At 70.2% G+C, this 22,616-nt stretch carries 22 protein-coding genes and 3 pseudogenes; 12 read left to right on the top strand and 13 right to left on the bottom strand.

Annotated features, from left to right (window positions below; all coding sequences use genetic code 11):
- Positions 1 to 79: 79 nt before the first annotated feature.
- Positions 80 to 775, top strand: coding sequence for a response regulator transcription factor (locus tag ACFV6E_RS23080; protein ID WP_385464192.1), 696 nt, complete (start codon positions 80 to 82; stop codon positions 773 to 775).
- Positions 768 to 1,847: a sensor histidine kinase gene (locus ACFV6E_RS23075; RefSeq protein WP_385464189.1), complete on the top strand. Its 1,080-nt coding sequence runs from the start codon at positions 768 to 770 to the stop codon at positions 1,845 to 1,847. Before ACFV6E_RS23080 ends, ACFV6E_RS23075 begins: the two co-directional genes overlap by 8 nt.
- A gap of 535 nt (positions 1,848 to 2,382) precedes the next feature.
- Here ACFV6E_RS23075 and ACFV6E_RS23070 read toward each other — a convergent pair.
- A complete protein-coding gene (locus tag ACFV6E_RS23070) occupies positions 2,383 to 2,625 on the bottom strand; it encodes a hypothetical protein (RefSeq protein ID WP_385464224.1) in 243 nt (80 codons plus the stop codon).
- Between the two features lie 48 nt (positions 2,626 to 2,673).
- On the opposite strand from ACFV6E_RS23070, the pseudogene ACFV6E_RS23065 reads away from it, so the two are divergent.
- Positions 2,674 to 3,012: pseudogene (locus ACFV6E_RS23065) on the top strand (nucleotidyltransferase family protein); the annotation flags it as partial.
- 26 nt (positions 3,013 to 3,038) lie between these two features.
- Here ACFV6E_RS23065 and ACFV6E_RS23060 read toward each other — a convergent pair.
- The gene (locus tag ACFV6E_RS23060; RefSeq protein WP_385464185.1) at positions 3,039 to 3,842 is read right to left on the bottom strand and encodes an SAM-dependent methyltransferase; all 804 of its coding nucleotides are present in this window, start codon (positions 3,840 to 3,842) and stop codon (positions 3,039 to 3,041) included.
- Between the two features lie 231 nt (positions 3,843 to 4,073).
- On the bottom strand, positions 4,074 to 4,559 hold the full coding sequence (locus tag ACFV6E_RS23055; RefSeq protein WP_385464182.1) for a hypothetical protein: 486 nt from the start codon (positions 4,557 to 4,559) through the stop codon (positions 4,074 to 4,076).
- A gap of 427 nt (positions 4,560 to 4,986) precedes the next feature.
- Here ACFV6E_RS23055 and ACFV6E_RS23050 point away from each other — a divergent pair, with 427 nt between their 5' ends.
- Both ACFV6E_RS23050 and ACFV6E_RS23045 read left to right on the top strand, forming a co-directional pair.
- Complete coding sequence (locus ACFV6E_RS23050; RefSeq protein ID WP_385464180.1) at positions 4,987 to 5,403, top strand: GNAT family N-acetyltransferase; 417 nt, start codon at positions 4,987 to 4,989, stop codon at positions 5,401 to 5,403.
- A gap of 98 nt (positions 5,404 to 5,501) precedes the next feature.
- A pseudogene (locus ACFV6E_RS23045) lies at positions 5,502 to 6,147 on the top strand (IS630 family transposase); the annotation flags it as partial.
- A 42-nt stretch (positions 6,148 to 6,189) separates the two neighbouring features.
- Here ACFV6E_RS23045 and ACFV6E_RS23040 read toward each other — a convergent pair.
- Positions 6,190 to 6,612 (bottom strand): hypothetical protein, encoded by a 423-nt coding sequence (locus tag ACFV6E_RS23040; RefSeq protein WP_385464178.1) that lies wholly within the window; start codon positions 6,610 to 6,612, stop codon positions 6,190 to 6,192.
- 249 nt (positions 6,613 to 6,861) lie between these two features.
- Between ACFV6E_RS23040 and ACFV6E_RS23035 the strand changes: the two genes are divergently transcribed.
- A complete protein-coding gene (locus ACFV6E_RS23035; protein WP_385464175.1) occupies positions 6,862 to 7,854 on the top strand; it encodes an aldo/keto reductase in 993 nt (330 codons plus the stop codon).
- A gap of 254 nt (positions 7,855 to 8,108) precedes the next feature.
- Here ACFV6E_RS23035 and ACFV6E_RS23030 read toward each other — a convergent pair whose 3' ends face one another.
- Positions 8,109 to 8,477 (bottom strand): VOC family protein, encoded by a 369-nt coding sequence (locus ACFV6E_RS23030; protein ID WP_385167823.1) that lies wholly within the window; start codon positions 8,475 to 8,477, stop codon positions 8,109 to 8,111.
- Positions 8,478 to 9,404: 927 nt separating this feature from the next.
- Between ACFV6E_RS23030 and ACFV6E_RS23025 the strand changes: the two genes are divergently transcribed.
- The gene (locus ACFV6E_RS23025) at positions 9,405 to 9,917 is read left to right on the top strand and encodes an AAA family ATPase (protein WP_385464222.1); all 513 of its coding nucleotides are present in this window, start codon (positions 9,405 to 9,407) and stop codon (positions 9,915 to 9,917) included.
- A 170-nt stretch (positions 9,918 to 10,087) separates the two neighbouring features.
- Here the strand turns inward: ACFV6E_RS23025 and ACFV6E_RS23020 are convergent, their stop codons facing one another.
- On the bottom strand, positions 10,088 to 11,176 hold the full coding sequence (locus tag ACFV6E_RS23020) for an alcohol dehydrogenase catalytic domain-containing protein (protein ID WP_385464172.1): 1,089 nt from the start codon (positions 11,174 to 11,176) through the stop codon (positions 10,088 to 10,090).
- A gap of 108 nt (positions 11,177 to 11,284) precedes the next feature.
- On the opposite strand from ACFV6E_RS23020, the gene ACFV6E_RS23015 reads away from it, so the two are divergent.
- Positions 11,285 to 12,178 carry a LysR family transcriptional regulator gene (locus ACFV6E_RS23015; protein WP_385464170.1) on the top strand — a complete coding sequence of 298 codons (894 nt, stop codon included), beginning with the start codon at positions 11,285 to 11,287 and terminating at the stop codon, positions 12,176 to 12,178.
- A 337-nt stretch (positions 12,179 to 12,515) separates the two neighbouring features.
- On the opposite strand, the gene ACFV6E_RS23010 is transcribed toward ACFV6E_RS23015, so the two are convergent.
- The gene (locus tag ACFV6E_RS23010) at positions 12,516 to 13,412 is read right to left on the bottom strand and encodes an alpha/beta hydrolase (RefSeq protein ID WP_385464219.1); all 897 of its coding nucleotides are present in this window, start codon (positions 13,410 to 13,412) and stop codon (positions 12,516 to 12,518) included.
- Positions 13,413 to 13,696: 284 nt separating this feature from the next.
- Between ACFV6E_RS23010 and ACFV6E_RS23005 the strand changes: the two genes are divergently transcribed.
- A complete protein-coding gene (locus ACFV6E_RS23005; protein WP_385464167.1) occupies positions 13,697 to 13,840 on the top strand; it encodes a hypothetical protein in 144 nt (47 codons plus the stop codon).
- Between the two features lie 372 nt (positions 13,841 to 14,212).
- Here the strand turns inward: ACFV6E_RS23005 and ACFV6E_RS23000 are convergent, their stop codons facing one another.
- On the bottom strand, positions 14,213 to 14,839 hold the full coding sequence (locus ACFV6E_RS23000) for a CGNR zinc finger domain-containing protein (RefSeq protein WP_385464165.1): 627 nt from the start codon (positions 14,837 to 14,839) through the stop codon (positions 14,213 to 14,215).
- 343 nt (positions 14,840 to 15,182) lie between these two features.
- Here ACFV6E_RS23000 and ACFV6E_RS22995 point away from each other — a divergent pair, with 343 nt between their 5' ends.
- Positions 15,183 to 16,040 (top strand): MBL fold metallo-hydrolase, encoded by an 858-nt coding sequence (locus ACFV6E_RS22995; protein ID WP_385464162.1) that lies wholly within the window; start codon positions 15,183 to 15,185, stop codon positions 16,038 to 16,040.
- A gap of 784 nt (positions 16,041 to 16,824) precedes the next feature.
- Here the strand turns inward: ACFV6E_RS22995 and ACFV6E_RS22990 are convergent.
- On the bottom strand, positions 16,825 to 17,763 hold the full coding sequence (locus ACFV6E_RS22990) for an AraC family transcriptional regulator (protein ID WP_385464159.1): 939 nt from the start codon (positions 17,761 to 17,763) through the stop codon (positions 16,825 to 16,827).
- A 97-nt stretch (positions 17,764 to 17,860) separates the two neighbouring features.
- Here ACFV6E_RS22990 and ACFV6E_RS22985 point away from each other — a divergent pair, with 97 nt between their 5' ends.
- Positions 17,861 to 18,916, top strand: coding sequence for an acyl-CoA dehydrogenase family protein (locus ACFV6E_RS22985; protein ID WP_385464156.1), 1,056 nt, complete (start codon positions 17,861 to 17,863; stop codon positions 18,914 to 18,916).
- On the opposite strand, the pseudogene ACFV6E_RS22980 reads toward ACFV6E_RS22985, so the two are convergent.
- Positions 18,851 to 19,304 (bottom strand): annotated as a pseudogene (locus ACFV6E_RS22980) (transposase); the annotation flags it as partial. The gene ACFV6E_RS22985 and the pseudogene ACFV6E_RS22980 overlap by 66 nt on opposite strands.
- Before the next feature lie 292 nt (positions 19,305 to 19,596).
- Positions 19,597 to 20,340, bottom strand: a complete 744-nt coding sequence (locus ACFV6E_RS22975; RefSeq protein WP_385464153.1) for an alpha/beta fold hydrolase — start codon at positions 20,338 to 20,340, stop codon at positions 19,597 to 19,599.
- Between ACFV6E_RS22975 and ACFV6E_RS22970 the strand changes: the two genes are divergently transcribed.
- On the top strand, positions 20,309 to 21,217 hold the full coding sequence (locus ACFV6E_RS22970; RefSeq protein WP_385464150.1) for a transposase family protein: 909 nt from the start codon (positions 20,309 to 20,311) through the stop codon (positions 21,215 to 21,217). The genes ACFV6E_RS22975 and ACFV6E_RS22970 overlap by 32 nt on opposite strands.
- On the opposite strand, the gene ACFV6E_RS22965 is transcribed toward ACFV6E_RS22970, so the two are convergent.
- Positions 21,108 to 22,001: a hypothetical protein gene (locus ACFV6E_RS22965; RefSeq protein ID WP_385464147.1), complete on the bottom strand. Its 894-nt coding sequence runs from the start codon at positions 21,999 to 22,001 to the stop codon at positions 21,108 to 21,110. The two genes, ACFV6E_RS22970 and ACFV6E_RS22965, sit on opposite strands and share 110 nt — an antisense overlap.
- Positions 22,001 to 22,591: a sigma-70 family RNA polymerase sigma factor gene (locus ACFV6E_RS22960; RefSeq protein ID WP_385464144.1), complete on the bottom strand. Its 591-nt coding sequence runs from the start codon at positions 22,589 to 22,591 to the stop codon at positions 22,001 to 22,003. Before ACFV6E_RS22960 ends, ACFV6E_RS22965 begins: the two co-directional genes overlap by 1 nt.
- Between the last annotated feature and the right edge of the window lie 25 nt (positions 22,592 to 22,616).

Below are 22,616 nucleotides of genomic sequence, written 5' to 3'. Positions count from 1 at the left end.
TCAGCCGGTGGGAGACTTGCATGCCGTTGAGGTCATGGCGCATATGCCGACGATATGCCGTGCTGCTTAGGCTTCAGGGATGCGTGTGCTGATCGTGGAGGACGAGCGCTACCTGGCCGAAGCCGTCCGTGAGGGTCTCCGGCTGGAAGCGATCGCCGCCGACATCGCAGGTGACGGCGACACCGCCCTGGAACTGCTGAGCATCAACGTCTACGACATCGCCGTCCTCGACCGCGACATTCCCGGCCCGTCCGGTGACGAGGTCGCCCGGCGCATCGTCGCCTCCGGCAGCGGTGTCCCGATCCTCATGCTCACCGCTGCCGACCGGATCGATGACAAGGCTTCGGGGTTCGAGCTCGGCGCCGATGACTACCTCACCAAACCGTTCGAGCTTCGCGAGCTCGTCATGCGGCTGCGGGCGCTCGACCGCAGGCGCGCGTACGCCCGGCCCCCGGTCCGCGAGATCGCCGGCCTGCGACTGGACCCCTTCCGCCGGGAGGTCTTCCGTGATGGCCGCTATGTCGCGCTCACCCGCAAGCAGTTTGCCGTGCTCGAAGTCCTCCTGACCGCCGAAGGCGGTGTCATCAGCGCCGAAGAACTCCTGGAGCGGGCCTGGGACCAGAACGCCGACCCCTTCACCAACGCCGTCCGCATCACCGTCTCCGCCCTGCGCAAACGACTCGGCGAACCACGGCTCATCGTCACGGTGCCCGGCGTCGGCTACCGCATCGACACCGGCACGAACCCCACCCACCCCGGCAACCCCCATGAGTAGACGCCCAGGGCTCAGCGCCCGACTGAAACTCACCATCAGCTACGCCGGTTTCCTCCTCCTCGCCAGTACTCTCCTGCTGGCCCTGGTATGGATGTTCCTGCTGCGCTACGTACCCGACAGCCCCAAGGGCCTTCTAGGAGTCGCGCCCAACCGCTACCTCCTCCTGCGCGTCTTCGCTCCCGCCGCGGCCACAGGACTGGCCTTCCTGCTGGCGTTCGGCCTCCTGGGAGGATGGGTCCTCGCCGGCCGGATGCTCGCACCCCTCGCACGGATCGCAGACGCGGCACGGACGGCCTCGAACGGATCGCTGTCCCATCGGATCCGCATGGAAGGCCCCGAAGACGAATTCCGTGAACTCGCCGACGTGTTTGACACCATGCTCGAACAACTCCAGTCCCACCTCGGCGAACAGCAGCGATTCGCCGCGAACGCCTCCCACGAACTGCGCACCCCGCTGGCGATCTCCCGGACACTCCTCGACGTCGCCCGCAACGACCCCACACGGGACCAGGGCGAACTGATCGAACGCCTCCACACCGTCAACACGCGGGCGATCGACCTCACCGAGGCCCTCCTGCTGCTCACCCGCGCCGACCGCAGGAGCTTCACCCGCGAGCCCGTCGATCTGTCCCTCAGCGTCGAAGAAGCCACCGAAACACTGCTGCCCCTCGCCGAACAGCGCCGCATCACGCTCAACGTCACCGGCGAGAAGACACAGACCGCCGGTTCCGCGGCGCTCCTGCTTCGGATGGTGACGAACCTCGTCCAGAACGCCATTGTCCACAATCTGCGTGCCGGCGGCACCGTAACGGTCCACACCGAATCGCGACGCGACGCGAGCGTGCTGTGGGTCGAGAACACCGGCCATCGGCTCCCGCCGGAACTGGTGCCGACCCTCACCGAACCCTTCCAACGCGGAACAGCACGTATCCGCACGGACGAGCACGCCGGCGTCGGCCTCGGGCTGGCCATCGTGCACAGCATCGTCCGAGCACACGACGGGACCCTCGACCTCACACCCCGCCCCACCGGAGGTCTCCTCGTCACCATTCGGCTCCCCGCCACGCCGTGAGCACCGGCGGGCGTGACCCCGGGCCCTACGACGACGGCTCGGCCGGGCCTCCACCGAGACGACGCGGCTCCGCACATCCTCGACGACAAAGCGGCCGCCGAGGAGATGCGCGGAGCGCATGATCAGACGGAGGTCGTCCCCGCGTCCGCTGAACTGCGGAAACCTGCCTCAGGTTCGAGATCGGTTCGACGTTGGGAAGCTGAACTCACGACTCGCACGGTGGGAGTTCCTGCGCAGTCAACAGCCCTCGAATGGTGCTGCTGAAGGCGCAGCGTGTGACGAAGGCGTCGGTGGTCGGCAGACGACTGACGCACGACTTCGTCGCCTGGTAAGAGGCCCTCGCCCTTGCGGAAGGGAACGAAACCGACGCCGAGCTCGACGGCCGCGGCACCGCCCAGAAGATATCCCCGCGACTTGATCCCGCAGACTGCTGTGATCTGCTCCTCCCGGAACGGTTCACCGGATCTTCCGGCCGGCTTCACCGACACCTTCACCTCAGACGCCGAGTGCGGTCGTGCCCCGTACGGTATGCCGGTCAGTTCCCGTGCCCGGGTGCGCGCCAGGTGGCGAGGACGGCGTCCGCCGCGGCGTGCAGGTCATGGGCGGGTGTGTCGTCGCACACCTGCGTGGAGATGCCCAGCAGGAAGGTGCGGATCATGAACGTGACACCGTCCACATCGGTTTCTTCGGCGAGTTCTTTCGCGGCGACGTCACGGACGACGCACCGCCTGATGTGCGACCGGTCCGCCGCGCGGCGCGCCATCGTCGATCGGCGCACTGCGGCTGCGCCGTTCCCGGGAGTGCGGACGGTGCCCGACAGGGGGACAAGTTCGGTGTCCCGGGTCCTCCGTATGACTCCGCCGAGGAGGCGATCGACAGCTTCGCCGCAACGACGTGCCGTCTGGGAGTACGCGCGGAGGCGGACGGGCGGTGGCGTGTCTATGCGGCCCATGGGCTGTCGGACGTGATCCACCTCGTTCTCGGGCCGAACCCGGTACTCGCCCCGCGGTCTGTCTATGAGGCCAAGGCGGTGCGGTGGCAGGTGGAGTGGCACGAGTTGACCGTTCTGGACTGGCCGTCCACCGAGATCGCGGTGACTCCAGTGCCCATTCTTGATCGCAGCATGCCAAACAGTACGCCTGTGCGCCCGCGTCGCACGCCGTAATGGATGCGGCGCGGGCGTTGCGCTGATCAGAGGCGACGCCCCACTACCCGTGCGAAGCCCAGCGCGCGGCCTTCATCGGCGCGAAGCAGTTCCACCGATTCGCGGGCCATGCGCGCCATCCATTCGTACGGGCTCTCCTTGGCGCACACCTCGCTCCACAGCAGCCAGTCGCGCCAGCCGTCGGGCTGCCAGTCGGCGGCCTCTACCTCCACGGCTCCGCTGCGTGTCCAGTTGCGCCGCCACCAGGCGGGGGAATGGAAGGCCCAGAAGTCCGGCCTCCAGTACGGCTTGAGGTGCTCGGGGGGCTCGGCGCCGTCCGGTTCCTCCCGGAGCGCGGGTACGACGACGCCGATCCGACCGCCGGGCTTCAGCAGCCTGGCGAGGGTGGGCAGGTAGAGGTCGTTCGTGCCGAAGTACTGGTAGGCGTCGATGCTCACGATCGCGTCGAAGTGGCCTTGCCCGAAGGGCAGGTCGTCTGCTTCGGCGGAAACGGGCAGGACACGGTCGGCGACGCCCGCCTCGGCGATGCGCGCCGCATTCTCGTCGGGTTTGACCCACAGATCGGCGGCGACGACCTGGAAGCCGTACTCCCTGGCGAGGAAGACGGACGTCATGGCGCGGCCGCAGCCGAGGTCGAGGACGCGGGCGCCGGGGCGCAGTTCCTCGAGGCCGAGCACGGGGGACAGCCATTCCAGCAGCCACAGGGCGTGTGGGCCCATCTGGTTCTCGATGGTCCAGCGGATGTCGTAGCGGTTGCTGCGCGGGTGGCGAGGGTGGTTCAGGAGGTTAGCGAGGTCGTTGTTCGAAGTCGTCGATGTGATGTCGGACATCGGTGAACGGGCTCCTTGAGTCCTTGAGGAAGGGACGGGATGCGTAGGAGCTCGGTCGGACCTTCAAACAATGCACCTGCTCGGGTCGGGGGCGATGCGCCCAGCTGTAGACGGCGGGACGCTACCAGCCAGCGCGTCCGCCTTGCACCCGTATTCTCAGCCTGCGAGGCGCTCGTAGTCGGCCCGGACCCCCTCAGCCCAGGGGTAGTACTTGTCAAGAACTGTGGATCGTCACGCCGGTCCGCCGGTCTGGTCGTTCCGAACCTGTGCCACGAAGCGTGCCGTTGTGCGGGGGTTTCGGAGAGTGTGCAGTTTCGCGTTCGGGGCATGAGCGGTGATCGCCTGGAGGAGGAGCGGTCGGCTCCGGCGGCGCCATGACCATACCCAGAGCCAGAAGTCGGCCCGTTCCCGCGAGCGGCGCAGTGCCTGCCAGGCGCAGCGCGGGAAGGAGTAGTCGAGCAGGAGGATGGTGTCCGCCTCGCGGAGGCGGACTTCGGGTACGTCGTAGGGGCCGAGGTCGCCGTCCATGATCCACCGGTCGGCGCGGGCGAGTTCGCGTTGAACGTTGGTCCACCGGTCAGGTGGGGTCGCTTCCAGGTCCGGCCCCCAGAAGTGTTCGTCGAGTTCGATGACGGGGATTCCGGTTGCGGTGCCCAGGGTGGCTGCGAGGGTCGACTTGCCCGCGCCGCCACGGCCGAGGATCACGACACGCTTCATGGCGGTCATGGTGCCAGGGCGACCTGCGGCCGCAACTGATCATGTGCCCGGCTCCCGCCCGTGTCAGGCCGCGGCAGTCTCCTTGCGTCCGACCAGAAGGCTGTTCTCGAACTTGGCTCCGGAGCGGACCGGGGCGACCGGGTGGGCTCGACGGATAGCACACCGGCGGGCCTGGGCGGATTCGATGAGCTTGCACACCATCGCCGAGGCCGCGGCGGGGCTGCCGGCTCCGCGGGCGACCTTGGTCCGCAGCATGGCCGTGGGAAACGTCGATTAGATGGCGTTCTTGATCCGCAGGTGGGTCCAGTGCTCGGCCGGGAAGTTGTAATCGCGGAGTTGGGGCCCGGAGCCTGTTCCTGAGGGTCGGAAGGGCTCTGATGGGGAGAAACCCGGTGCCCTCCGTGCCGAGACCTGTCAGGATCCCCGCATGGAGATCCGCCGCGTCACTCAGGTCGAGGCCATCGAGGATGCCGGGCATTTGTTCGACGCGCCCCCTCGGCCGGAGGCAATCGAGCGGTTCCTTGCAGACGAGTGCCATCACCTCCTGATCGCCTATGTGGAGGGCGTCCCGGCGGGGATGGTCACGGGCGTCGAGATGACGCACCCGGACAAGGGCACTGAGATGTTCCTGTACGAGCTGGGCGTGGACGAGTCGTTCCGTGGCCGCAGTGTCGGCCGGGCCCTGGCGTCGGCGCTCGCAGACCTGGCACGCGTACGCGGCTGCTACGGCATGTGGGTGGTCACGGACGAGGACAACGCGGCGGCACTGGCGACGTACAGCCACGCCGGGGGCACGCCGGAAGACAAGCAAGTCGTGTTCGTCTGGGATTTCGACCAGACATAGACCCACAGGGCGTAGCCGTGTGCCGCATCAGGCAGTTGTACCGGCTGCCGCCCGGGTCACGTGCTCAGCGTGCATCGCCCGCCCGTCGAACTGTGCGGGTGGCAGAACGAGTACGCGTCCGTGAGATCGGTGACGGCGAGGGTGGGCGACCGCTGCGGCACCGGGTCGGTGGTGACCTGGCGGCACGCCCAGATGGTGCTGTTGTCCGCTCGGGGCATGCCCCACCACGAAGATCGCCGAGGAGGTGGTTGACGACATCGGCCACGAGGGCCTTCGGGTTCTCCTCCGCGAGGAGGGCGTCTTCTTGCAACCGATGAAGACCTGGAAGACCTTCCGCAACCGCGACTACGCGGCCAAAAAGGCCCGCGTCGAGCACCCCTGCGCCATCGCCGGCGGCGAAGTCGTACCCGGATTCGGTGAGCTGAAGCCGTGTTCTGCTGCGTTGAGTTCGGCCCGCTCAACCTCCAGCCCGATCCCGGCCGGCAACGGATCGAGCGCGGCGGGAAGCACAAGGCCCCCGACCGGAAACTTCGCCCCCGCCGACGGGCGACCTGCACCCTCCCGCAGGGCGTCCGTCACCTCTTCGCCGCCTACGGCCTGGCCCGGGACAGGCTCCACAGTCACATCAAGCCGAGGAAGAACCGGACGAGGTTTTTGAAGTTCTGCCGTTACCTGTGCAGCCTCTACCCGGCTGAGATTCGGATCGCGATCGTGCTCGGCAACTTCTCCCTGCACCGCCTGACCGCCCACCCCTCACACCCTCCGCAGGTATCTCTTGGAAATTGATCACCTAGGTAGCGGAGTAACCTTGCTTCCTGCTCCGATCTGAGCACGCAGGCGCTCAATCTCCCGGTGTTGGGCGGCGATGCGAGACAGTGTGTACTGCTTGAACTCGGTCAACTCGGAGAACTGAATGCTGCGTTCGGCGACCCGATCCTTGAGCTCGCCCACGTGAGCTTTGAGCCGATCGATGTGCGTGGCTCGTGGGCCGACGATCTCGCCGGCGGCCGTGCCGAACATCTGGCGCCTCAGCATCCGGTTGACATGGCCTTCGACGACGCCCGCCTTCCAGGACAGGGTAAGGCCGGCGATGACGGCGTCACGGTCTCGGTCGATGCCGGCGGCGAGCTTGTGGAGGCTGGGCAAGTCGTCCCGCCGGACTGCGTACAGCCAGTCCGGCAGGCGCTCGCCTTGTCTGCCGGTAAGCATGGTCGCGAAGGACCGGACGTGCCGGGTAAGAGAGTCAGGTCCGGGGCAGCGCGTTCGGACGGCGGTGTCCGGGCCCTGCGGCGGTCTGCTGCCGGTGGACCGCTGCACCCTCACCCGCTCCCGCCGTGCCTGTCCCGCCGGCGGGGGGCCTCCGGCTTGACTTCGGGCGCGCTCTAAGTCCTAGCGTCGGCGGCGTTCGTCAGCCCTCGAGGTACCGCCCGGTTCGCCGGGCAGGAGGAGTATCCGCGCATGATCACCCGAACCACGCTCGGCTCGCCGGGTCTCACCGTCAGCGCGATGGGCCTGGGGTGCATGGGGATGAGCGAGAGCTACGGCGCCGCCGACTGGGACGGCGGCCTGGCCACCATCGACCGGGCCCTGGAGCTGGGCATCACGTTCCTGGACACCGCCGACGCCTACGGCACCGGGCACAACGAGGTGCTGGTGGGCCGGGCCGTCCACGGCCGCCGGGACCAGGTGCAGCTGGCCACCAAGTTCGGCATCGACCGCAGCGCCGGCGACCGGGCACGCCGCATCCGCGGTGCCCGCGACTACGTGCTGCGCTCCTGTGACGCCTCGCTGCTGCGGCTGGGCGTCGAGGTGATCGACCTGTACTACGCCCACCGCCCGCCCCAGGACGTGGAGATCGAGGAGACCGTCGGGGCGATGGCCGAGCTGGTCGAGGCGGGCAAGGTCCGCCATCTGGGCCTGTCCGAGGTCGACGGCGAGCTGCTGCGCCGGGCGCACGCGGTGCACCCGATCGCCGCGGTGCAGAGCGAGTACTCGCTGTGGACCCGCGACGTCGAGGCCCTCACCCCGGTGATGGCCGAGCTGGGGGTCGGGCTGGTGCCGTACTCGCCGCTGGGGCGGGGCTTCCTCACCGGCGCACTGGACCGCTCCACGCTGGGCGAGAAGGACTTCCGGCGCACCAACCCCCGCTTCGCCGGCGCGGCGGGCGAGGCCAACGAGAAGATCGCGCAGACCGTGCGCGAGGTGGCCGACCGGCTGGGTGCCACCCCGGCCCAGGTGGCGCTGGGCTGGGTGTACGCCCAGGCGGAGCGGCTCGGGGTGGCGGTGGCGGCCATCCCGGGCACCCGCAGCCCGGCCCGGCTGGAGCAGAACGCGGCCGCGCTGGAGCTCACCCTGGACACCGAGGCGCTGGCCGCGCTGGACCCGCTGAGCGACCAGGTGAGGGGCGAGCGCTACACCCCCGCGCACACCGCCGAGGTCGCGCGGGGTTAGCCGGTGGGCTCGACGCGTACGATGTCCAGCTCGACGACGTCGTTGACGTCGGCCCGGGGGGTCCGCGGCTGTCCCGTCTCACACGATCGTGTCTGTTTGTTATCGCGTTTCGTCGGATTCGCCGCTGGTCTCATCTGTGTCCGTGCGGCTGACGTGACACAGCGAGTCTCACTGGATCGTGCAAGGTCGGGTGTTTCGTCATCTACGGCTACATCACGCCCAAACGGCCGTAGTCGCGTACGCACGTCGTCGCGTCAGCGTCTGACCAGGCAGAAAGGATGCCCAGCCGGATCGGTGAGGACCCGCCACCTGTCCTCATTCGGTTGATGCTCAGGTTTGCTCGCCCCCAGCTCAAGCAGCCGGGTCTCGGCTTCGTCCAGGTCATCGACCGCGAAGTCGAGGTGGGACTGCTGAGGAACAGTTTGATCAGGCCAGCGGGGAGGCCGGTAGTCGTCGACTCGCTGGAAGCCGATGAAGAGTCCGTCCGCACAGTTGAGGCCGGCGAAGTTGACGTCGGATTTCGGGTGAGGTTCGAGGCCGGTGGCCTGCTGATAGAACGCCGCCAGAGCCAGTGGATCAGAGCAGTCGAGTGTTATCGCGCACAGCTTCATCTGCAAGGGCATGACATCTCCGGGCCGATCAGTGGACGTTCGCGATGCACACCATAGAGCGCCGGGCGAAGTCCGCCAGGAGGGCCATCACGGAAGGCGGCGGGGGTGGCAGCAGTGGGCTGACCAGCGGGCGCCGATCCCGCTCTGCTTGGAGATCGTCAATTGGCCCGCGTGTTGTACCACCGGTGGGGCGAGCACCGGTCGATCTGCTTGGTGGTCTTCTGGGCGGCGACGTGCGCTGACGCATGCCGGGCGGGACGGGAACCGGTCGTCCGCGCGGCCGTCTTCGCCCGGCGCCCGTCGGGGGAGGCCGGTTGCCTGCTCCGCCTCGGCACCGACAGCCGAGGGCCTGCCCGTGCCCGCGATCACCTGGTGGACCGGCGGGAGGACACCATGGTGATCGAGCGGCCTGCGGCAGCGCGTGGCCGTGGGGGACGTCGCGGCGTTCGGAGTTTGATCCGTTCGGCGGCTGTGGGCTCGCGCGGGCGCACCCCGGGGTCCGCTCACGTCTGCGGTGCGGGCCCTTGGAGGTGTGGCCGGCGGTGTGGGGTGTGTGGTCATCGGTGTTCACCGGCCGGGGACTGGGCGCTGTCTGCGGTGAGTTCGGTGAGTGCCTGTGCGGTGTCGGCCAGGGTGGAGACATGTGTTGCTGTGCTGCCATGACCACCCGAACCGCCGCTTAGCGGCGGTATTCGCGGTTGCCCGTAACCGCGGCCTCGTTGCTGGCCCCGGCCGGGGCCAGTGCCATGACGTACCGCCGGATCAGTGTCCTGCCGGCAGCCACTGGCTTCTTGCTGTGCTGCCGGGCCATCCTGCCTGATCAGGGGAGTCATGTCTCAGTCGCAGCGCTTCGATTCACCGTACGAAACCTCATCTCCTTGCCCCCATGGGGCCGGCTCCTTCGTCGCGCGGGATCCGTGTGCCGCCACCCTGTTCCTGATGGTGGGGCTGCCCGGAGCTGGGAAAACCACCCGAGCAGAAGAGCTCGCCGCAGCGCACCGGGCACTGCGGCTGACACCGGATGACTGGATGCTCCCGCTGTTCGGCGATTCGGTGGCCGACGGAAAGCGCTGGGTGCTCGAAGGGCGGCTCATCTCGGTCGCCCTCCAGGCGCTGCGGCTGGGAACCAGCGTCGTGCTCGACTACGGGCTGTGGGGCCGCGATGAACGGTCGGCACTGCGCTGGCTGGCGCGCTCGGCCGGGGCAGCATGTCAGGTGGTCTACGTGCCTGTGAACAAGGACGTCCAACTCGCCCGCATCGCGCACCGCCAGGCGACGACACCGCATCGGACGTTTCCTATGAGCGAGACCGATGTGGACCGGTGGCGGGAGCAGTTCCAGGTGCCTGACGCCGACGAACTCGCCGGGGACGAGATCTCCGGCCCGCCCGGGGGCTGGCCGGGTTGGCCGGAGTGGGCGGTGGACCACTGGCCCTCGTGTACCGATATCTGACCCGACAGGACCAGATACCGGCGTGGCGGTTCGCCGGCCGAGGAAACGCGGGAGCCGGTGGCGGTGGTTCGTGTCACGGGGGTGTTGCGCGGGCGTGTGGGGGAGGTGGCCGGTTCGTTCGCCGCCGGCGGGGTTGCGGACGGACCGGCTCGACCAGTGGGTGGGGGTTGTCAGTGGGTTGTGGGGGTGAGGGTGGTGCGCTCGAACGGGCCGGGGTGTGCGGCGGCGTGGGCGATGGCGTCGTTGACGGCGTCGAGGTCGAACGAGCGGACTCGTTCGTGGGTGAGGTCGAGGGTGCCGTTGGCAAGGAGGCGGATGAGGTGGGTGTTGGTGGTGCGGGGGTACATCCACTGTCCGCGGACGGTGATCGAGTTGCGCATGATCCAGGGGTAGGGGAGATGGAGGTCGGTGCCGCCGAGCATGCCGACGCCGCCCATGAGGACGATGCGGCCGTACTCGCGGACGGTCATCGCGGCGGTGCGGGTGGCCGAACTGGGTGCGCTCGGCGGGAGCAGGTCGATCACCATGTCGATGGGGCCGCCGGCCGCGGCGGACATCGCCGCACGGTCGGTGGCTTCGTCGCCGGTGAGGGGGACTGGGCGCAGGCGGGGGCCGAACCGGCTGGCGAGCGAGTCCAGGACATCCCTGTTGCGGCCGGGGGCGACGACGCGGCCGGCCCCCATCGCGAACGCGACGGCGATGGCGGTGCTGCCGAGGTTGCCGGTGGCGCCGCTGACGAGGAGGGTCTCGCCGGGGGTGAGGCGGCCGGCCTGCAGGCCGCCGTGGGCGATGGTGTACACGGTCAGGGCGGCCCAGCGGGCCGGGTCCTCCTCCGCGGCGGCGGGCAAGGGGTAGACGTTCTCCGTCGGCAGGCGCATGAGTTCGGCGAAGGCGCCGTCGTGCCAGTGTGTCGCCAGACGTGCGCCGCCCTCGCCGCGTGAGCTCCAGCCCTGCAGGGCGATGTCAGGGGTGAGGGCGTCGTCGCGGGAGCGCACGGTCGGGTCGCACCACACCAGGTCGCCAGTCTTCAGCCGGGTGGCGTCGGGGCCGAGGTGAACGACCCGGCCGACCGCGCCGGTGCCGGGCACGACCGGCGGGACGAGCGGGTACTTGCGTACGCCGCTGAAGACGTCGGCGGCGTAGGGCGCCACCAGGGCGGCGAGGACCTCGACGACCACCTCGCCGCCACCGGCCTTCGGGTCGGGCCTCTCCTGCACCTCAAGAGGGGCATCGAAGCGTGTCAGGACTGCTGCGCGCACGTGAGGACCTCCACATGTCTTTCGTCCGTGCTGTTCGGCTTCGACCCTAGGAGCGGGGTGGGGCATGCGGGAAGCGATGGTCTGGCACATGTGGTATGCGTAGGACGCATGGACATCTCCAGTACGGGGTTGCGGGTTTTGCGGCAGATCGCGGAGTCCGGCAGTTTCACCGCGGCGGCCGCCCGGCTCGGCTACACGCAGTCGGCCGTCTCCCGCCAGGCCGCCGCCCTCGAGCACAGCGCCGGTGCCGTCTTGTTCGAGCGCCGTCCGGACGGGGTGCGGCTCACCCCGGCGGGCCTGACCCTGCTGCGGCACGCCCGCACGATGCTCGCCGCGCTCGCGGCGGCCGAACGCGACCTGACCGGCGGCGCCGTGCACAGCGCACCGGTGCGGTGCGGAGCCGTCCCGAGCGCCGGCGCCGCCATCTGGCCCGCCGCCCTGGCACGCCTCGCCCAGACCGACCCGCACCTCACCGTCACGACCCGCGAGGGCACCACACCGTCCCTGGTCCGGGCGTTGCGGGCGGGCTCGCTCGACCTGGCGGTGCTGACCTCCCGCCCGCCCCACCGCCCCTTCGACGGCGAGACGCCGCGCCTGCACCTGCACACCGTCGCCGAGACCGAACTGGCCGTGGCCGCCCCAGCCAGGGGCGACTTCGCCGGACGCGCCAGTGTGCACGTCGACGAACTGGCCGAGGCCGCCTGGATCGCCGCCCCGTCGTCGGGGAGTGAGCCGCTGCTCGGGGTGTGGCCCGGCCTGCCCGGCCGGCCGCGCGTCGTCCACTCCGCGCGCGACTGGCTGACCAAACTCCATCTGGTCGCCGGCGGCTTCGGCGTGACCACCGTGCCGGCCCGGCTCGCCCCGGTGCTGCCGCACGGGGTGAGTTTGCTGCGCGTGGAGGGCGCGCCGGTGGAGGTCCGCCGGGTGCTCGTGGCCCGCCTGGCGGGCCGCCCGGCGCCGGCCATCACCGCCGTCACCCAGGCGATCATGTCGGCCGCCTGAACCGGCCGCCGGGGCGGGCCCTGTCGCGTGCAGACGCTGTCCTCCCCGCGGGCGGGGCGTCGCGGCTGCCACCGACGGCCTGGTTTCTCGCGGCACCGGCGGTCGGCTCCCGTCGTCCTCATGGCCCGGTACGCATCGCGGTCGCGCGCCGGCTGGGCGTAAGCATCTCTTCGGGCCGGCGCGCGTTCCGTGCGCCGCTCGCACCGAGTAGTGGTTGGTCGTCATCGCGCGGTCCGAGACACCGCCCTGGAGCCGCTCCTCGTAGGGGGGTACGCCGGAGGGGGCGACCGGGTCGGGCCGGTCGGCCTGCGCCGTGACCGGCGCGATCAGGCTGCGCCTACCGCGCGAGTGTGTCCAGGGCTTCTGTGACGGGGGCAGGGTCCAAAGGGCCCACGTGCGACGCTTGGGGGAAGTTGTGTACGCGGAAGCGGTTGTCGGGTGTGAGTGCGTCGGCCTCTGCGACCATCCTGTCCTGCAGCGCGGTGGCGATCGTACGATCTGCGCCGAAGCGCAGGTAGGTGCGGGGAATGCGTCCCCAGCTGTCAGCCCGGCCGACCGCTCGGCCCGCGTAAGCGGCGATGGGCTCGTCGCTCTGCAAGCCGGCCAGGATCCGGCGGAAGTCGGCGTCGGGGAAGTCCGGGCAGATCATCTCCTTCAGCAGGGCCAGTTCACGGCTGTCGCCTGTGCGGAAGTTCAGCCTCAGCACTCCGAGTTGGTCCGGGTCGCCCACCGTCAGCTCGACCGGGCTGACGGCGTTGGCGTTCTCGGGCGCCGCCGTGCAGGCGTCCGCGGTGGGCAGGGTGCGGCTGGGACAGAAGGCTGCCATGTAGCAGAGGTGGTGAAGCAGATGCGGGACGGCGTTGCCGACACGGCTGACCGATACGCCGCCGAGGCTGTGCCCGACCAGCACCACCGGGCTGTTCCGCGCCGCGCGCCGCACGATGCCCGTGACGCGCGCCTCGTAGTCGTCCAGCCCGAGGCCCTTCAGCGAGGACGGCTCGGCCGCCATCGCTTCGAGGTCCTGCCGCTGGTACGACTCCGGGACGAAGGCCTGCGTGCCGTGGCCCGGTTGGTCCGCCATGACGACGCGGTGACCGCGCAGCGTCAGCTCCCGCGCGATCGGCATCCAGAACGCGCCGGCGCTGTGGGTACCGTGCACCAGTACATAGGTGGTGGGCCCGCGGCGTGGCTCCGCCACCGCTCGTGAGGCTCCGAGCCCGCCGGCCGGGGCCATGCCCCCCACCGCGAGCCCCCCACTGCGCAGCGCCGTCCGCCTGTTGATTCCCGTTCGCTGTTCGTTCGTGGCATCCGTCATGTTCCGACGCTATGAGCGGCCCGCTGAGCGCACGAGCGGCTCAGCACCCCTGCGGGGGTGGGCCTGGCACCACCTGCGGACGCGGGGGCCGGGTTGTTGATCGGCCGTGACGTCCTCTGCCGGAACCCGGCACAGGTTTCCGGGGTGCCCCCGAAGCGGGCCGGGCCGCACGTGATCACGTGATGACGTGATGACGTGATGACGTGATCGAAGCCTTCGACGGCATCGGCTGCTTCGATCCGCGCCCGGTCCGCAGCACGCTGGGCGATCCGGCCGACCGTGACACTGTCGCCGTCCGCCAACTCCAGCCCGCCGACGTCCAGGTCGCCCCGTCGCGCAGCCCTTGAGGCCCTCACTCGCTGGAGCGAGGCCAGCCCGTTGCGCCGGCGCCGGCCGTTCTCGGCCTTGGCGTCCCGGGGGCAGGAGGCGGGCCCCGGCGCCTTCTTGCTTACCCGGTGTACCGCACCGGTGCGGTACACCGACCGGCAGCCCTTCGTGCGCGTGCGCTCCTTGAGGGATCTCCCTCGACGCAGCCCGGGCCGGCCACCGGTCGAGTCGCGGCCGAGGGGGAGTGCAAGAGGGACTCGCCCCGCCGCGCACTTGGACGAACTCCTCGGCCTGACAGGTCATTGGGCTGGTGGGCGAGGTTCGTTCGTCGGCGGCCTTGTGTGACGGCAGGCGCGTCGACAGCCTGGGTCGGGACGGTGACTGCTCGGGCGTCAGGTTGATGGATCTGCTTCCCGGGTGGAGCGCCGTGCACGGGACTTCCGCAGGTTGGCGGCGTTGCCGCAGGTGCGTACGTCGTGCCAGACGCCACTGGTGTTGCGGGAGCTGTCCCAGAACGCCACCAGGCATTTCGGGTTGCGGCAGAGCTTGAGGCGGCGCAGTGTTCCTGTGAGCTGGGCGTCGTACATCGCCAGCAGTACCCGTTGGATGAGCGCGGGGATGCTCGGCGTACCTGGGAGGAACCGCACACTTCCGTCGGCCTCGAGCCGGACGACGGCGCGTGTCTCGAAGGTCGGCGAGCCTGCACCGCCGTCGTCGTGATGCGGGCCGTGGTCCCGCTCCGCCAGCGAGCGCCGCACCGCATCGCGCAGTACCCGCAGATCGCTCATCCCGGGATGGTCGCCCTCGACTCCGTACACGCGCAGCCACCGTGCTGCGGTGTCCGGCGCGTCCAGGAGGTCCGGGACATCGCCACCGGCCTTCTGGATGGGCGCGGTGTTCAGCAGGTCCTGAACGACCCGCAGCTCGCCAGGGGCCACCGCGATGCGGAACCGCTCGTTGCCGGTGCCGGTGGTGTCCCCGGCGTCGACGTCTTCGTCCTGCTGTCCCGGCTTCTCCATGACAGAAGTGTACGCGTCTTGTCTGCGCTGAACCGAGGCCCGCCAGAGGACGTGGTTCTGCACCTGGCATTGCATTGACATAGTCGTAAGTCATACGGTTATGTCATCGGTGGTCGAGGAGGTGGCCGTGGCCGCCCATCCGGGCAGACGGAGCCCCGGCTCATGGCGGCCGAACGAGGTATCCGAGTGACGCAGTGGCACCACGCGCGTCGCGTCGGCGACCTTCGCGATGAGCGGCGTGCCTTGAGGGGTACGCCGCGATGCACCTCGACGACGCCGACTACGGCAAGCACTTCCCGCAGTGGGAGCACACCGCTGCGGCTGACAGACAGGCGGAAACCCGATGAGCAGCAGAACCGATCTTCGTTACGAGGTCTTCGTGTCCGACATGGCGCCGGTCGCGACCCCGCCGCGGCCGGACAACGGTCCGTCACTGTGGTCGTCGCTGTCCCACACGCTCATCTACGGACGGACCGAGGCGCTGCTGACCGATCCGCCGATCACCAGCGAGCAGGCCGACACCCTCATCACCTGGGTCGAGAGCCACGATGTGGCTCTGCGCTACATCTATCTCACCCACGCCCATTTTGATCACTTCGCGACGACGAACTACCTGCTCCGCCGTTTCCCGGAGGCGACGGTTGTCGCAAGCGACGCGGTACTTTCCCGCATCGTCCGCCAGACCCCCGGCGGAGTGCTCGCCGACCGGTACAGGAACTTCTTCGGCGACGCCCTTCCTGAGCCGCCCGTAACCGTCCACGGCTCAGCTTTCCCTGCCGATGGACTGCTCCTCGACGGGCACGAGCTGTTCGCTCATGAGGTCGGCCACTCGGACACCGACAGCACCAGCGTGCTGCACGCGCCCTCCCTGGATCTGGTCGTGGCCGGCGACGTGGTCTACAACAATGTGCACCAGTACCTCGGAGAGGGCCGGGGCGGCGGCCTGGATGCGTGGCACCTGGCTCTCGACAAGGTCGCCGCCTTGAAGCCGCGCTCCGTCGTGGCCAGCCACAAGGACACACGACGGGGCAACCCGGCCTCTGACATCGAAGAGACCCGCCGCTATCTGGAGGTCGGCGCTTCTGTCCTTGAGCGGTCCACGGACCGTGCGCAGTTCTTCAACGCGATGAAGCAGCGCTACCCCGAGCGCGTCAATCCCTGGGCGATCTGGCTCAGCGCTCTGCAACTGTTCGACAACTGATCAAGGCATGCCCGGCAGCTCGCGCCACGGACCGGCCAGCGCAAGAGCCACCGCCAGACAGCAGTGATCCCGGCCGCCCCCCCGGCAGTCGGCGAGCATCAGCAACGAAGCGTAGATCCACCGTGATGACGGCTGCGGCCGCATGCCTGGGCTCTGGAGCAGGGGCCGCCCCAGATCAGTCCCGCGGGCGCGGCTCCTGCTCCGTGGGCGCGTCGTACAAGGCGGCTTCGCCCGGAGACACGCTCCCGGGCGCTCCGTTGCACCCCGGCGGCGGCCGCAGCGAGCGTGCGGCAGTCTGCTGTACCGTGCCGACGCCGGTCGTCTCTCTGGAGCGCGGCTGGTCTTCGCCTCCGAGCGGAACGGCCGCGGGCGTGGCCTCGAGGCGGCCGACACGGCGACAGTGCGTGGCCGGGTGGGGGAGTCGTGTCGGTCCGCGCGGCGCATGGCCTGGACTCGGACCTCGAGTACGTCGGCGGCGAGGCGGGCCCACACGTACGGCGAGGCGGTCCGTTCGCGGGCCGGTGAGCGCAGCCCGCCTGGTCGTCGGCGTCGCGCCACTCCGGCCGCCTCCGCGGCAACCTCCGCAGACCCCACCGCTACCACCGCGGCCTGCTACCCGGCTGCCATGGCGAGTCTCCGCTGCTGCCCATGCGCAACCTCGCTCTCGCGTCATGACCAGAAAGCTGCCTTCACAGGATCTGGCTGCCCGAACGCGACCTTGTGCAACACATTTCAGATCGACAACCGGCCGCCAGAGCCCAAGCCGCACCGCGTTCCTGTCGCCCTACGGCCCGGGCGCTGTCCCGACGTGTCGGTCGCGCTCGTCCTGAACCACGGGTCCGGTCCGGGCGGCGTCCCGGAAGCGGCCGGGGGAGATGCCGTACTCCCGGCGGAAGGCGGCGCCGAAGGCGAACTCCGTCGAGTACCCGACCTGGCGCGCGATGGCCGCCAGGGACGCGTCGGTCTCACGCAGCAGCCGGCCGCCCTGGGACAGGCGCACCCCGGTCAGATAGTCGCGGGGCGGTTTGCCCATGAGGCTGGTGAAGCGGCGCGTGAACGCGGTGCGTGACATGCCGACGGCGGCGCTGAGCCGGGAGACGGTCCAGGGTGTGTGCGGCTCGCTGTGGATGTGCCGCAGCGCCGCGACGACGACCGGGTCCTTGACGTGCGGCCAGTCCGCGCTGTGGTGCTCGCGCAGCCATCCGCGCAGTACGTGCACCAGCAGCAGGTCCAGCAGCGCCGAGCGGGTCGCCTCCGTGCCGGGGCCGGCCTGGGACACGTCTGCGACGAGCAGGGCGGCCAGTGACGCCAGTTCGGGGACGCCGTCGTCGGGCGAGCCCACGATGAAGTCGGGCAGCGAGAGCAGGTACTCGTGCACCTGTCCGTGCTCGAGGCGGTAGGCCCCGCACAGGAACTCGAAGTCGGCGTGACCGTCCGGTGGCGGTTGCGCGCTCATGTCGCCGGGAGGCAGGGCGTCGAGCGAGCAGGGGGCATGGCTCAGTCCGTGCCTCACGCCGAACGGGGCGAGGACGACAGTTCCCTGGCGCAGGGCTCGGGGCGGCTCGTTGGCGGTGATGAGCCAGCCCCGGCCGTGCAGCACGACGTGGAAGCCGCTGCCGGTGAACGCGTCGTAGCGCATGCCCCAGGAGCCTGTCTCCTTGATGCGGCGAGCGTGGGCGCGTCCGATCCGGATACTGCCGATCATCTCGCTCAGGACGTCCACGCAGGAAGGCTAACAGCCACCGGCGCACGGATTCGTATGCCGACGCGTCATGCGGCTATGGCCGCTCGGTGCAGTCGCTGGTTGGCTCGGTCAGGTGATGAGCAACGCACCAGACAACGAGCACGACCAGGTCCTTTTCGCACACGCGGAGCGGACCGAGCAGCAGGACCGGCTGACAGAGGTGAGCGTCGAGGCACTGCGGCGCAGCGGGGCACTGGCCCTGCGTACGCCCGTCCAGTACGGCGGCGCCTGGGCCGACGCGTCGGCGGGCGCCGTCCGGCTGGCGGAGATCGGCCGGGCCTGTCCGTCCGCCGCGTGGATCGCCGGCACATGTGCCACGGCCAAGACGCTGTTCGCCCAGAGTTTCGACGAACCGGTTCAGAAGGAGTATTTCGCCGATCCGAACGCGCTTGCCTGCGGCACCGGGGCTCCCGCGGCCCAGGGGATCCGCGAGGCGGACGGTGTGCGGGTCACCGGCCGGTGGGAGACCGTGTCCGGCTGCGAGGACGCCGACTGGGCACAGCTCGCGTTGATGATCGACGGTGCGTACCACGTCATGGTGGTTCCCACCGCGGAGCTGACCGTCGAGCGGAACTGGCACATGGCCGGCATGCGTGGCACCGGAAGCCAGCGTCTTGTCGCCGACGGCCTCCTGGTGCCGGCACGGCAGACCGCAGCCGTGGCCCCGCCGCAGCCGCAGGACCGACTGTTCTTCGCCCTGTGTGCGCTGGCACCGGTGGTCGGGGCGACGCAGGGCGCGCTCCATGTGATCGAGGACATGTTCGCGTCCGCTCGCAAGCCCTACATGACGAGCTACGCACGCATGGGCGAGTCCCCCGGCGCACGCCACTGGCTCGCCGAGGCCGCGCGGCTGGTGGACCGGGCCGAGCAGACCATGCTCGCCGTCGCCCACGACAGCCCGCGGGCCGACCTCGGCGAACTCGACCGCGCACGCCTGCAGATGAGCCTGACGGGTGCGGCGAGGGACTGCCGGGAAGCCGTCGAGCGGATGCTCGACCTGCACGGCGCCAGTGGCTTTCGCACGTCGAACGCCCTGCAGCGCTACTGGCGGGACGTCGCGGTGGCCGGCCGCCATCCCTTGCTCAACCCCTACCTCGCGACGGAGAGCCTGGGCACCGCCCTCACCCCCTGACCCGGCCGCGTGCCCGCGCCGGCCGGCGTAGACCAGGTAGACGGCGACCTGGGCATTTTCGATCCTGCCCGCGGTGCCGGTGTACTGACGCTGGACGCCGACGGCGCCGGTGCCTTTCTTCACGTCCCCGGTCTCGTCGGCCACCAGTACTGCCTGGTCGTCGTGCAGATGGTCCACCATGTAGTCGCGCAGGTCGTCGCGTACCTGGTCGGCGTCCCACTTGGCCCGCCCCAGCAGGTGCTGCATGCCGTCCCGGGGTACTCTCCCCGGCCCATTCGGCGATGGTCCAGCAGTTCTTGCGCGGCAGGTCCGACAGCAGCCCGAGCACCAACCGCCGCGCCCGGCGCCGGGGTTCGACCCGAGCGACCCGTCCCACGATCCGGCTCATCAGGCCCTCGAACTCCTCCTGCCGGCGGCAGGCAGGGTCTACGCTGTGACCTGCTGCCACCGCATGATCCTCGGTCTTCACACACCGATGATCAACGGTGGCCGCACCCGTCTCCACAGCGTCTCCGCCCGTTGCAGCCGGATCTGCGCGTCGAGGTCGGCATTCGTGTGTCGAGCGGTACGCCCCTGACCTGTGGTTCACAGCGCCCGCCACTGCCCCGGCCGGGAACCGGCGCCGGAAGGCGGAGGCCCGCCTCACATGTGCGCCGGTAGTGCCGCGGGTGTCGCCGCCGTCATGAGCCGGCGCTCTCAGCGGCGCACACCTTGTCCAGCAGCGTGACCAGCCCGTCGGGTGCGTCGATCATCGCGTCGTGGCCGCTGTGCAGTTCGAAGTAGCGCCAGCCGGCCGACTCGTCGACCCGGGATAGATCCAGACCGAGCCGGGTCTGGTCCTCCGGTCCGGTGACGCAGCGGATGTAGACCTGCTCGACGCCGTCGTCCCAGCCGTCCGGCAGGTGCAGGGGCGTGGTGACCGCGGCGTACGGGTGCGCGGTCAGCCGACGCCGCACCCAGGCCAGGTCGTCGCCGTGGACGCCCATCGCGGCCGCGTCGCCCGGCCTGAGCACGCCCACGCCGTCGAACTCCTCGCGCAGCTGCGCGAGGCGGTCACCGAAGGGGGTCACCGTGGCGATGCTGTCACCGTCGGCCGGTACCGGGCTGTCCAGATGGATCAGACGGCGCACGGTCGGGTGCCGCAGCCGGGCGGTGACGCCGGCCGCGACCATGCCGCCGTAGCTGTGGCCGACCAGCGTCACGCCGTTCAGTTCCTCCGTCTCGATCATCGCCAGTACGTCGGTGATGTGCGTGTTCAGATCCACGTCCGGCGACAGCAGATGAGCTCGCTCGCCGAGACCAGTGAGAGTGATCGCGTGGACGTCGTAGCCCAGGGCGCGCAGTGGTCCGAGGGTCTTGCGCCAGCACCAGCCGCCGTGCTGCGCGCCGTGAATGAGGATCAGGGAGTTGTCAGGGGTGCGCATGGTGGCTCCTTGCCTGTCACATGCCTGCCGGTGGGCACCCGGCAGGCTCTGTGCAAAGGTGCCGAACCCCGCCGACAAGCCACCGACATCGGGCCGACAGACCCCCGACAGGCGCTCGAATCCGCGGCTCCGCCGCCCGATCCCCCGGGGTGAAGCGACTGGCTTTCCCGCTGAGAACCGGCTCTGGTCCACTTTGTGTGGCCGCGTACGCAGGGTGACTGTTGACCTTCTCGTAAGGGTGACTGAGATAGCCCGGAATCGCTCGGCCGGTGTGCCGTGTGGTCGACAGTGCTGCGTCGTGAACGAAGTACGGCCGCAACTCGAAGAGTTGCTGTTCTCCTCGCTGGGGAATGTGTTGGTGGAGTCGGTCGAGGTGACCGACATGATCGTCCGGGTCGGGGCCCTGAGCACTGCCCGGCAGGCGACCTGCCCGGGCTGCGAGGGCCCCTCAGGGCGATTACAGGGCTCGTATCTGCGATTCCCCCATGACCTGCCAACTGCAGGCGAGTTGGTCGTGGTGGCGTTGCGGGTGCGCCGGTTCGTATGCGCGGAAGCCTCCTGTCCGCGCAGAACTTTCGCCGAGCAGGTGCCGGGACTCACCCGCCGGTTCGGCCGGCGGACGGAACGGCTGCGATCGACGCTCATCTCGGTCGGCCTCGCGCTCGCGGGCCGGGCCGGGGCGCCTGACACACCCCGGGCCCGCCGCCGGAGTCCGGCCGCCCGTGGTAGCGGCCGGACCTCCGTGCCTGTCCTGCCCCCCGGCCAGATCAGCGCACCTTGTAGGCGGGGCCCACCTCCAGATAGGTGCTGTGGTCCTCCACCTGCCGCTTGGACCAGGTTTTGGAGTCGAGCAGCCGGCTGGTCGCCGGGTCGATGACGAGCCGGGTCGTGGCGCCCCGGCCTGTGGGGAACTCGACCGCGGTGCCCTCGCGCCCCTTGCGGTCCTCGACCTCGCCGACCAACTCGACCCCCTCGCTGTGCGCGATGACCTGGAAGAGCGCCGCGCGGATCCGGGGACCGACCGGGGACTCGGCCAGCAGGACGGGCGCCTGCTCCAGCTTCGCCGTGCCCAGCCGCCGCGCGAGAGCGTCCGGATCGGCGGGCAGCGCGCCGAGCTCGTGCCAGGTCAGCCGCTGGTTGCCGACCTCCCACCGCTTCAGCTTGCTCTTCGGCAGGGACTTCGGCGGCCCGGTCACCGTGCCGTCGGCGTCGACCGACCAGACGTGGCCCTGCCGGTCGGTGTAGCCGGTGTACAGCGCGAACGGCGCGTTCAGCTCCTTGGTCTCGTACCGCACCTTCCAGTACGGAGCCTCCTTGGAGGCGGGAGCCCGGGAGGCCACCTGGGCCACGTCCATCAGGAATTCGGCCGCGCCCGCACCGGCCGGGGGATCGTCCCCGGCCACCGGATAGACCACCGCGCCGCACGCCATCGCGGCGACGGCCGCCGCCGCGACCAGCAACCGCCGCGAGCGCCGCTTGGGGCCGAGAACCACCGCTACGGGCGTGGGAGCCAGGGCCGGCGGCGCCGAGGGCACGGGCGGACGCGCCGCCGCGAGCACCGCCGCGGACGGCGGGGCAACCTGGCCGGCCGCGACCAGGTCGTCGGCGCCGGGAAAGTCGAGAAAGCCGGACAGGTCCTCGGACCGGGTGTTGTCGTGCATCAACTGCTCCTCATCGCATCGTTGGCCGAGCGGTGTTGTACCGGGGTGAGTTCCGTGTGCTCCCGCAGCCGCGCGCGGGCCCGGTACAGCCGGGATCGCGCGGTGCCCGCAGGGACGCCGACCGCCGCGGCGGCCTCCGTGGGGCTGAGCTGCTCCCAGGCGACGAGCAGCAGCAACTCACGCTCCTCAGAGGGCAGTTCCGCCACAGCCCGGCGCAGCCCCGGTGCCAGTGCGGACGCGTCGAGCCGGGCGTCCACGGCGGCCCAGTCCACGGCTTGGGTGTCGGCCAGGGCTGATCCCGGCCGCTCCCTGGCCAGCCGCCGCCAGTGCGCCGAGAGCACGTTGCGCGCGACGCCGAACAGCCAGCCGCGCGCCGTGCCCAGCCGTGGTTCGAAGCTCCGGCGCGTGGTGTACGCCTGCAGCCACATCTCGCCGAGCAGGTCGTCCGCGGCGTCCGGAGCGCGCCGGGCGAAGTACCCGTGCAGCGCCACCGAGTGGCGTGCGACCAGTGGTTCGAAGGCCTCCGGGTGCTCACGGGCGCGTACAAGCGCCGCCTCGCACCCCTCGTCCCGGTCCTCGTCCGTCCTCACGGACCCTCCCTCGTGACCGCCGGTC

The organism is Streptomyces sp. NPDC059785 (assembly GCF_042732375.1).
Taxonomy (GTDB): Bacteria; Actinomycetota; Actinomycetes; order Streptomycetales; family Streptomycetaceae; genus Streptomyces.
This window is presented reverse-complemented; position numbering and strand designations above follow the sequence as displayed.

Coding starts and splice junctions, on each gene's coding strand:
- ACFV6E_RS23010 (WP_385464219.1), bottom strand. CDS start 13,412: ATGGCCCCGGCCGGCGGGCTCGGAGCCTCACGAGCGGTGGCGGAGCCA.
- ACFV6E_RS22965 (WP_385464147.1), bottom strand. CDS start 22,001: ATGCACGACAACACCCGGTCCGAGGACCTGTCCGGCTTTCTCGACTTT.
- ACFV6E_RS22985 (WP_385464156.1), top strand. CDS start 17,861: ATGAGCAACGCACCAGACAACGAGCACGACCAGGTCCTTTTCGCACAC.
- ACFV6E_RS23035 (WP_385464175.1), top strand. CDS start 6,862: ATGATCACCCGAACCACGCTCGGCTCGCCGGGTCTCACCGTCAGCGCG.
- ACFV6E_RS23040 (WP_385464178.1), bottom strand. CDS start 6,612: ATGCTTACCGGCAGACAAGGCGAGCGCCTGCCGGACTGGCTGTACGCA.
- ACFV6E_RS22975 (WP_385464153.1), bottom strand. CDS start 20,340: ATGCGCACCCCTGACAACTCCCTGATCCTCATTCACGGCGCGCAGCAC.
- ACFV6E_RS23000 (WP_385464165.1), bottom strand. CDS start 14,839: ATGGAGAAGCCGGGACAGCAGGACGAAGACGTCGACGCCGGGGACACC.
- ACFV6E_RS23030 (WP_385167823.1), bottom strand. CDS start 8,477: ATGCCCTTGCAGATGAAGCTGTGCGCGATAACACTCGACTGCTCTGAT.
- ACFV6E_RS23050 (WP_385464180.1), top strand. CDS start 4,987: ATGGAGATCCGCCGCGTCACTCAGGTCGAGGCCATCGAGGATGCCGGG.
- ACFV6E_RS23055 (WP_385464182.1), bottom strand. CDS start 4,559: ATGAAGCGTGTCGTGATCCTCGGCCGTGGCGGCGCGGGCAAGTCGACC.
- ACFV6E_RS23075 (WP_385464189.1), top strand. CDS start 768: ATGAGTAGACGCCCAGGGCTCAGCGCCCGACTGAAACTCACCATCAGC.
- ACFV6E_RS23060 (WP_385464185.1), bottom strand. CDS start 3,842: ATGTCCGACATCACATCGACGACTTCGAACAACGACCTCGCTAACCTC.
- ACFV6E_RS23080 (WP_385464192.1), top strand. CDS start 80: ATGCGTGTGCTGATCGTGGAGGACGAGCGCTACCTGGCCGAAGCCGTC.
- ACFV6E_RS23025 (WP_385464222.1), top strand. CDS start 9,405: ATGGTGGGGCTGCCCGGAGCTGGGAAAACCACCCGAGCAGAAGAGCTC.
- ACFV6E_RS22995 (WP_385464162.1), top strand. CDS start 15,183: ATGAGCAGCAGAACCGATCTTCGTTACGAGGTCTTCGTGTCCGACATG.
- ACFV6E_RS22970 (WP_385464150.1), top strand. CDS start 20,309: ATGAGGATCAGGGAGTTGTCAGGGGTGCGCATGGTGGCTCCTTGCCTG.
- ACFV6E_RS23015 (WP_385464170.1), top strand. CDS start 11,285: ATGGACATCTCCAGTACGGGGTTGCGGGTTTTGCGGCAGATCGCGGAG.